General features: G+C 66.1%; 2 protein-coding genes. Both read right to left on the bottom strand.

Features of this window, described 5'->3' with window-relative positions; genetic code table 11:
- Positions 1–127: 127 nt before the first annotated feature.
- A complete protein-coding gene (locus tag IT182_02190; GenBank protein MCC6162137.1) occupies positions 128–1,471 on the bottom strand; it encodes an IS4 family transposase in 1,344 nt (447 codons plus the stop codon).
- Between the two features lie 184 nt (positions 1,472–1,655).
- A complete protein-coding gene (locus IT182_02195; protein ID MCC6162138.1) occupies positions 1,656–2,771 on the bottom strand; it encodes an IS630 family transposase in 1,116 nt (371 codons plus the stop codon).
- Positions 2,772–2,797 lie beyond the last annotated feature (26 nt).

Here is a 2,797-nt window from a genome sequence, read left to right on the forward strand (position 1 = left end):
GGGCGAGAACTTCTCGCCGAGACCCGATCAAGCCGAAGCCACTCAAGGAGCTGCGTCGCGTCGACGTCTCCCGGCCCCGCCTGCTGTGGGGTATCGACCTCACCCATGCATGATCGGATAGTGGCAATCACTGCTTGTTCCTTGGCGGCCTGTTGTTACTATTTTGTCGCTTCTTGGCCGGACCGAGGTTGAAACCATGCATGATGTCAAGAACGCTCGGGGTCCGCCGCCAGTTCGGATCCCTGCCGCCGGCATCGATGCCTCGCGCGATCCGCGTCCACGCGAGGTCGGATTCGTCACCTTCCACGATGGCGATCGCAAGCATCTGGGCGCTGGTGGCGAGCGTGAGCGCGACGAGTCGCACATGCAGCGGCCCCACGCGGGCCGGCTCGGTCGCATCGAGCCTCGCCACCGTGTCTGCGTGCACGATGCGGTTGACGATCACGCTGCCGAGCAGCGACGCGTAGACGAGCACCTCGACGCTCTCGGGCTTCTCGCCATCGATCTCGTCGAGCACCCAGTCGCTCTTGTTGAGCCGGTTGTCGTGCTCGATGTTCCAGCGCAGCCGGTACAGGTCGGCGACCAGCGCGGCCGGCGCCTTGTCGCGCGGCACATTCGTCAGGAACGTGCAGACGCCTTTGCCCTTGATCTGCAGCATGACGAGGCGCACCGGGAAGCGCCCGGTCTCCATCGGCAGCTCGATGTCGGCATCGAGCACGCCGTCGTCGGAGCGCAGCTTCATCGTGCTCAGCGCGTGCGCGAGATCGAGCGGCGCTTTCGACTTCCGCGGCGTGAGCTCACCGACGGCGACGCCCTTGACGCTCGCTTTCCAGCCTTCTTTCAGGCGGATCACGAACGAGACGCCGTGCTCCTCGCAGTCGCGAATGAAGGCGTGGCTGACGTAGCCGAGATCGACCAGCACGCCCTTGCCGCGCCACGACGCGTCGACCTTGAACTGCGCCGCGTCGTGCTCACGTGCGGGACCGACGCGGTACCCGATGAGGTTCTCGCGGCCGATCGAGTAGAGCTTGTGGACCTTCAGCGCCGCGTAGTCACCCGCGCCCGGGTACGTCGGCACGAGCGCGTCGTGCAGCTTCACCGTCGTCGCGTCCTGGATCAGCCAGTCCTGGACGAACGCGATCGCAGGCGGCAAGCGCACGGGATCGGCTCTCGCGGCCTCCAGCGCTCGATCGAGCAGGCCCTGCATCAGCGCCACGAGCCCGCTGTTGAACCGCTCGTAATACGTCGACCGCGCGATCCTCGCGCCGCCGAGGTGGTCGCGGAACACCCGCATCGCCTCGGCCTGTCGCCCGCCCGCGTTCGTTCGCGCCGCGAGGATCAACGCCGTGACCAACTCCATCATGTGGACCTTTGACTGCCGCTTCACCGCGCCGAGCTCACGCGCGAACTCCTCCAACTGCTCGCGCCCGATCGCGCCCGTCACGATGTCCCTCAGCTTGGTCGCATCCATGGCCGCCACGCCAAGCAGGATGCGGGCCAGCGGCTATCCGGACAAGAGTGGCTCAGACGCGTATTGGGCCGGCACCATTGCTTCTGTTGTGGTGGGGGCAGGTCGAATGGCATATGCGGGAGCACTCAGGGCCATACCTAGGGTGGTTGGCCCCGCTAGTGTAGTCCGCCGTAAATGGTGACGATTATTCGGCTCCATGCGTCGCGCCAGCCTTCTGCGCCTCGATGCGTGCCTTGAGAGCCTGCTGCGCGCGAGTCACCTTCGCAAGTATGTCGCTCGCTGACGCCTGCCAGATGAAGGGCTTCGGCTCGCGGTTGTGTTCCAGCAGGTAGACGTCGATCGCGTCGATGAGGTCACCGACACTCGTGAAGGCGCCACGTCGCAGGGCGTTGACCGTGAGGTCGCGGAAGAAGCGTTCGACCATGTTGAGCCACGAGGCGCTCGTCGGCGTGAAGTGCACCTTCACGCGCGGGTGCTTGGTGAGCCATCGCTGGACGACCGCGTGCTTGTGGGTGGCGTAGTTGTCGCAGATGACGTGCAGTTCCTTGTCGGGCGGGACTTCGGCATCGAGGCGCTTGAGGAATTTCAGCCACTCCTTGTGTGTGTGGCGCGGCATGCAGGTGGCCGAGACGGCGCCGGAAACGATGTTCAGCGCCGCGAAGAGCGTCGTGGTGCCGTTGCGCTTGTAGTCGTGCGTCATCGTGCCGGCGCGACCCTTCTTGATCGGCAGGCCGGGCTGGGTGCGGTCGAGCGCCTGGATCTGGCTCTTCTCGTCGGCCGAAAACACGACGGCATTCGCGGGCGGCGCAAGGTAAAGGCCCACGACATCCTCGAGCTTCTCGGCGAACTTCGGGTCGCGGCTGACCTTGAAGGTGTCGATCCGGTGCGGCTTGAGGCCGTGGCTTCGCCAGATGCGGCCGACCGTCGACTCACTCACGCCGCTCGCCTTCGCCATCGACGAGCGGCTCCACTGCGTCCGTCCGGGCGGCAGCGTGGCCGTCGTCTTGTTCACGATCTCGGCGACCGTGGCAGCGTCGAACGTCGGCTTCCGACCGCGCCCCGGACGGTCGTGCAGAAGCGCATCCAGCCCCTCCGCGACGAACCGCCGACGCCACTCCGCCACGTTGTTGATGCCCATCTTCAGCTTCTTCGCGATGCGCTGGTTCTCCCAGCCCTTGGCCGCGAGGAGGACCACCTGCGCTCGCTTCACAGCACGCTGCGCGCTCGTCGGAGCCCGCACGATCGCGTCGAGCGCCGACTGCTGCTCGCTGGTCAGGACGACTGAAACGGCACGCCGCATGAGGACTCCCGGGTCAGGGAGTCTCA

The organism is Acidobacteriota bacterium (assembly GCA_020845575.1).
In the GTDB taxonomy this organism is placed as follows: Bacteria; Acidobacteriota; Vicinamibacteria; order Vicinamibacterales; family Vicinamibacteraceae; genus Luteitalea.

Excerpts from the sequence above, each read along its gene's own strand:
- IT182_02195 (MCC6162138.1), bottom strand. The coding sequence starts at position 2,771 with ATGCGGCGTGCCGTTTCAGTCGTCCTGACCAGCGAGCAGCAGTCGGCG.
- IT182_02190 (MCC6162137.1), bottom strand. The coding sequence starts at position 1,471 with ATGGATGCGACCAAGCTGAGGGACATCGTGACGGGCGCGATCGGGCGC.